Raw genomic sequence first — 5,955 nt, forward strand, 5'->3', positions numbered from 1 at the left:
CATCCAGTAGAGCACGAAGATGTGGGAGTACTCTTCTATTCCATCTAGAGCCTCAGCGTACTTGGGATCAAACTCTAGAGTAGCATAACCTTCGTTCCTATCACCTCTATCCTCGTCGAACTCTGATCTCACATAGCCAAGTGGCTCTAACTCTATACTAACCATCGCTCTACTGTCAGTTTAGGCGGATCAAGATACTTTAATGTTTGCGTTAATCACACTTGGTTAAAAGAAATATAGATAAGCAAGGTCTGCTATATAGTCGAATAGATTAGAGGGATGGAGCTTAGAAGAGCGCAGGAGATGGGCGGAGGAACCCTACTTATATCTCTGCCGAAAGATTGGGTGGTGAAGAACAAGCTGAGTAAGGGTAGCCTGTTAGCGCTTGAGGTAACGCCTGGTGGGAGCTTGATGGTCTTCCCAGCGGTTGAGGTTGAGAAGAAGCCTAAGGAGATACTCTTGACTTACCCAGCGCAGTATATGAGGAGGCTGATAAATCTGATTACAGGCTCGTATCTGCTTGGCTTCGACATAATAAGGGTGGTAAGTAGAGAGAGGATACCGTATGAAGATGCGCAAGCCATGAAGAGGGCGATACGCCAACTAGTTGGGCTTGAGATAGTGGAGGAGGATTCTAGGTCCATTACAGCGCAGTTTCTGCTTGAGCCGACGAACTTGGATCCTGAGAAGACGTTTAGGCGTATGCATCTCATTACGATGGGTATGCTGCCTGATGCTGTTCAAGCCCTTATGCAGGGGGATGTGCTTCTGAAGAAGTCTGTGTCTGAGAGGGATGATGAGGTTGACCGCCTCTACTTCCTACTAGTTAGGTTGGTTAGATCAGCATCTGTGGATAATAAGCTCGCGGCTAAATTGAAGCTCACAACAATAGACTGCCTGGACTACAGGCTTTCAGCCTATCTCCTCGAAGCCATCGGGGATTCGGCTGAGGATATAGCGAAGTCCTCTACTCATCCTCTTGAAGATGTTTTAGGTGAGGTTGAGAGAGAAGGAGCCTATAAAATTGTTGAGACGCTTGGGGTGATGCAGGAGTCTGCTGTTAAAGCTTTTCTCGCTAAAGATCCTGAAGAGGGGAGGCAGGTGGTGCAGCTGTATGAGGAGGTGGTAGGTGAGATAGCGAAGCTTGAGAAATCTATAAGGTCTAATGAAAATGCTACCATTTTGTCTAGGGTAGCCTCTGGCTTCTCTAGGATAGCGAGGTGTGATGTAGATATCGCTGATTTAGCGTACCCTATGTACCCCCTCGTCAAGTAACCTAAAGACTTTTAGGGGTGAAGTTTTGTGTGTGAGCCTTGAGTTTACCCAATTGAGTTTTGCTTCTGAGGAAAGGGGTGGATTAATTAGACTGTTAGAGATGAATGCTTATGACCATAGAAAGTAACAAAAGCTTGAAAAACCGCACAAGACAATTTTACTAGCATCAAATCATCCGCTCAGACGTGACACACCGAATTAAATTAGGTTCCTCACTCTTTACCGCTCAAAAAATTGGATAACGGTCTTGAGGCTACTTCCTGCTCCAGATTCCCTAACTCCTCTTTCACGTTTATCACGTAGAAACTCACCTTCTTTTCCTCTACGACCCTCCTGACAGACCTTTCTACGTCGGTTAGGGTCTTCGTCTTCCCGGTCTTCACCTCTATGAACAGTATCTCATCAACGTTGCTATCTGAAAGACCTTTGAACGCCACGTAGTCTATTGGGGAGCCTATATGCCTAATGTCCTTTGGCTCCACACCCAGCCTCCTAAATATGAAGAGAGGTGCAAGCTCTTCTCCAACTCTCCCTAGGACTGTCGCCAAACTTCTCTCTACGGCGTCTTGCCTTATTATCTCTTCGTATTCATGTTTCCACTTTTCGAATAGAGTTTCGTACTCCTTCTTTATAGTATCGGCCTTCTCGGCGAGTGCCTTATCATATTGAGCGGCAAGCTGGTTCTTTATGCCTTCAAGCTCCTTACTCCTCCATTCGTCGTAGAGGCTTCGAGCCTTTTCAGTTGCTATAGAGTCTGTGTGCGCTGAGAGCACCTTTATCTTGCCCCTGTAGTAGATAACAACGAATAGGAGAAGCGCGACTATCAGAACTATGAGAACTTCCATCACAAGCCACCCTATCCTCGAACATCTTAAGGCGGATTTATTAGTTTTGCTTCAACTTAAGGTTCGGGTTCATTTGCGCATATTTCGTGATATTCAACAAGATCTAAAAATCCAAAGACATCCTGCGTAACAGCCTACTTAAACTCAAAGCTAAAGAAGACGAATTCGTCTTCGTTAAGAAGATTGACAGCATCTTAATAATCACAGCTCAGAACCTAAAGACTTAATTTTCTGCTGGTAGAGAGAGTGGTGTGCCAAAGTACATCTTCGTCACAGGCGGGGTGATGTCTGGTCTAGGGAAGGGTGTCACCACAGCCTCCGTAGCAAAGCTCCTTAAACTCTCCGGACTTAAGGTTACCTGTATAAAGATAGATCCCTACCTTAATGTAGATGCGGGCACGATGAACCCCATCATACATGGTGAAGTCTTCGTCACCGATGATGGTGGCGAAACAGACATGGATATAGGCACTTATGAGAGGTTCCTAGACCAGAACCTCAGCAGACGCCACAACATCACCACCGGCCAAATATACAAGGCGGTGATAGAGGCTGAGAGGCGCGGCGACTATCTAGGTAAATGCGTCCAGATAATACCCCACATAACAGACGAGATCAAGAGGAGGATAAAGCAAGTCGTCGAAGAAGATGGCGCAGACATAGGTGTAGTAGAGTGCGGAGGCACAGTAGGAGACATCGAAAGCCTACCCTTCCTAGAAGCCTTGAGGCAGATGAGGCTAGAAGTCGGCCCAACAAACTCACTCTTCCTACACGTAACACTAGCCCCAGAGCTAGAAACCGTGAGAGAGCAGAAGACCAAACCCACACAACACAGCGTCCAAGAGCTGAGGAGAATCGGCATACAACCAGACATAATCGTAGTGAGAAGCAAAAGACCCCTAGCCCAGCAAGCCAGAGAAAAGATCTCCCTATTCACCAGCGTACCCATAGAGGCCGTCATATCCAACCCAGATGTCGAATCCGTCTACGATGTGCCAGAGCTGCTTGAAAGACAGGGGATAACAAGAGTAATAGCAAACAGACTCAACTTAACCATAGTTAAGACCCAGTTAGAGGAATGGACGAAGGTAGCGGAATCATTCAAAAAGACCACAACTAAAGTAAACATAGCTATGGTCGGTAAATACGTAAGCCTAGCAGACAGCTACGTCAGCATAAACCACGCCCTACTACACGCAGCAGCCAAACTAGGCGCAGCGATCAAGATAGACTGGGTGGACTCAGAGCTCATAGAAAAAGACAAGCAGGCACTCACCACACTAAGATCATATGATGGCATACTCATCCCAGGCGGCTTCGGTAAAAGAGGGATCGAAGGTAAGATAGAGGCCGCGACCTACTCCATCAAACACAACATACCATATCTAGGAATATGCCTAGGCTTCCAGATAGCAGCCATAGCGATAGCACGCCACCTCTGCGGGCTCGAGGGCGCAAACTCAACCGAATTTGACCCAGATACCCCCCACCCCGTCATAGATCTGCTACCTGAGCAGAAAGAGGTCAAGGAAATGGGTGCAACTATGCGCTTAGGTGGGCACGACATCTTCCTCAAAGAAGGAACTAGAGCCTACAAGCTTTACGGTAGGAGTGTTATAAGAGAGAGGCATAGGCATAGATACGAATTCAACCAGAGATACAAACCTACGTTCGAGGAGAAGAGTGTTATCTTCTCTGGGTACAGTGATGAGGGGAGAAGATTGGAGGTGCTTGAGATGCAATCGCATCCATTCTTTATGGCCACACAATTTCACGCCGAATTCACCAGCAGACCTGGAAAACCAAACCCAGTATATCTAGGCTTCATCCAAGCTTGCGTCGAAAACTCCAAAAGCCGAGCTTAAATCAACCCCTCTTGTGTACCGCAAATACTAATATAAGCAACCTTTTGACAAGTAGATAGGAGGATGAGTATAGAAGAGCTAAGCCTAGACACACTGGATGGCATAGGGCCTGTTACGAAGCAGAAGCTGGAGAACGCAGGGATCTACACAATACTCGATCTAGCTATCCGAGGCCCAGCTGAGATAGCTGAGGCTATAGGAGTAGATCTTAAGAAGGCTGTTGAGTTCAGCAGCAGCGCCAGAGCTCGGCTTATCGAACTAGGGCTTCTCGAGAAAGAGTTCATCCCAGCGAGTGAAATCTACAAGAGGAGGCAGAATATTGAAAGGATAACTACCGGCTCCAAGAATCTGGATGATTTGCTGGATGGGGGCATAGAAACACAGGCGGTCACCGAGTTTTACGGCGAATTCGGAAGCGGGAAGACACAGATCTGCCACACACTCTGTGTGACGGTTCAGCTGAGTAGGGATAAAGGTGGACTTGACGCTGGAGCAGTATATATTGATACGGAGAACACCTTCAGACCGGAAAGGATATTTCAGATAGCGGAGGCGCGTGGGCTAGATCCCCTAAAGGCGCTTGAGCGAATAATAGTTGCGAAGGCATACAACAGCTCACACCAAGAACTCATAGTTTCAGAACTCGGCTCCGTCCTTGATAAGATGCCCATAAAGCTTGTAGTCGTAGACTCAGCAGTTGCACACTATAGAGCAGAGTTCCTCGGCAGAAGCACTTTAGCTGAGAGGCAGCAGAGGCTCAACAGATTCATGCACCTCCTCATAAGAACAGCTGAAGCACGAAACCTTGCGGTCGTAGTTACAAATCAAGTCCAAGCAGCACCAGACGTCTTCTTCGGCGACCCTAACAAGCCGACTGGTGGGCACGTTGTAGCACACACCAGCACATACAGAATCTATCTAAGGAAGTCGGGTAAGAACCGCATCGCAAGAATCATAGACAGCCCCTATCACCCTGAACGCGAAACCGTCTTCATCCTAAACGAGAAGGGCATAGACGATCCTGAAGACACACCTAAAAAACGCTAGGACAACTTTATAACACCACACTTAACCACGGTATGCAGAAGACAGTTGAGGAAGGCCCTAATACCTCTAATAATACTCTTAACACTAACCTTTGTGATCCAACCGCAACCCACCTATTCTTCCGCAGCCCCTCTTAAAGAAGACATTAGATTCTTCGTAACAAAAGATTCGATCGTCGTCAGCACCACTTTGAGCGGAGGAAATATCAGTCTTACAGGGTTGAGAGGAGAGTCGATGCAAGGCGTTAATGGCTACAAACTTATAGCTTCCTTCGTCGCAGAGTGGCGACCTGAGTTCTACATACTTGGAGATGAGGGTTATAAGGCGCTGCCTTTAAGCCCACCCCCAACAGAGGGGCTGACACTCATAATCGATGCTGAGGATGAGGTGCAAGCAGATTCGGCAGCTCAAGCTTTGGGTAGGATGATGAAGGCAGCCTTTATACAGATAGGCGCTGAAGATCACAGATACATTTATTATTCTCATTGTAACTTTAGATACATATCACAGATTCTCTTAGGAACCTTACCTAAGTTTGAGGGCGGTTTCACCAACCTTTTAAGATCAGTATTTTCAGAAAAGAGTCTCCAGTTTATTGTTTTAGAGGCATCGAGATCTCAGATGGGCTTCTCCACGCAGCTAACGCTACAGTACGCTGAAGCAAAAAGCTTGACAACTACATTCGATCTAGACACGGTACTCTCAGGCTTCTCCAACACTACCGCATCAAAAGATGTAAGTGAAAGTAGGGTTGAAGTGGTGTTTGCTGATGCGCTAATATCATCAACTCTTCTACCTAGTGTTGAGGTCATGAACTCTGTTGAAAACTTCTCCTCTAAACTTTCGTTTAAAGTGGGTGCTGGGGAGAAGCCGCCTTTATCCAAGATCGAACTAGCCTATTACCCTCCTCTGCTCAAGGTGGA

At 46.9% G+C, this 5,955-nt stretch carries 6 protein-coding genes; 4 read left to right on the forward strand and 2 right to left on the reverse strand.

Features of this window, described 5'->3' with window-relative positions:
• Positions 1-165: tRNA (N6-threonylcarbamoyladenosine(37)-N6)-methyltransferase TrmO (locus tag HA494_01040; protein NHV96367.1), on the reverse strand; the 165-nt coding region annotated here is incomplete at its 3' end.
• A gap of 114 nt (positions 166-279) precedes the next feature.
• On the opposite strand from HA494_01040, the gene HA494_01045 reads away from it, so the two are divergent.
• Positions 280-1,275, forward strand: a complete 996-nt coding sequence (locus tag HA494_01045; protein NHV96368.1) for a phosphate uptake regulator PhoU — start codon at positions 280-282, stop codon at positions 1,273-1,275.
• 212 nt (positions 1,276-1,487) lie between these two features.
• Here HA494_01045 and HA494_01050 read toward each other — a convergent pair whose 3' ends face one another.
• Positions 1,488-2,120, reverse strand: coding sequence for a hypothetical protein (locus tag HA494_01050; protein NHV96369.1), 633 nt, complete (start codon positions 2,118-2,120; stop codon positions 1,488-1,490).
• Between the two features lie 251 nt (positions 2,121-2,371).
• Here HA494_01050 and HA494_01055 point away from each other — a divergent pair, with 251 nt between their 5' ends.
• The 3 genes from HA494_01055 to HA494_01065 form a co-directional block, all read left to right on the forward strand.
• The gene (locus HA494_01055; GenBank protein NHV96370.1) at positions 2,372-3,985 is read left to right on the forward strand and encodes a CTP synthase; all 1,614 of its coding nucleotides are present in this window, start codon (positions 2,372-2,374) and stop codon (positions 3,983-3,985) included.
• A gap of 63 nt (positions 3,986-4,048) precedes the next feature.
• Positions 4,049-5,032: a DNA repair and recombination protein RadA gene (radA, locus tag HA494_01060; GenBank protein NHV96371.1), complete on the forward strand. Its 984-nt coding sequence runs from the start codon at positions 4,049-4,051 to the stop codon at positions 5,030-5,032.
• A gap of 45 nt (positions 5,033-5,077) precedes the next feature.
• Positions 5,078-5,955: hypothetical protein (locus HA494_01065; GenBank protein NHV96372.1), on the forward strand; the 878-nt coding region annotated here is incomplete at its 3' end.

It is taken from the genome of Nitrososphaerota archaeon (assembly GCA_011605775.1).
Classification (GTDB): Archaea; Thermoproteota; Nitrososphaeria; order Nitrososphaerales; family JAAOZN01; genus JAAOZN01.

Bases quoted from the DNA above. Each gene is read 5' to 3' on its own strand.
- HA494_01045 (NHV96368.1), top strand. From the start codon at position 280: ATGGAGCTTAGAAGAGCGCAGGAGATGGGCGGAGGAACCCTACTTATA.
- radA (NHV96371.1), top strand. From the start codon at position 4,049: ATGAGTATAGAAGAGCTAAGCCTAGACACACTGGATGGCATAGGGCCT.
- HA494_01050 (NHV96369.1), bottom strand. From the start codon at position 2,120: ATGGAAGTTCTCATAGTTCTGATAGTCGCGCTTCTCCTATTCGTTGTT.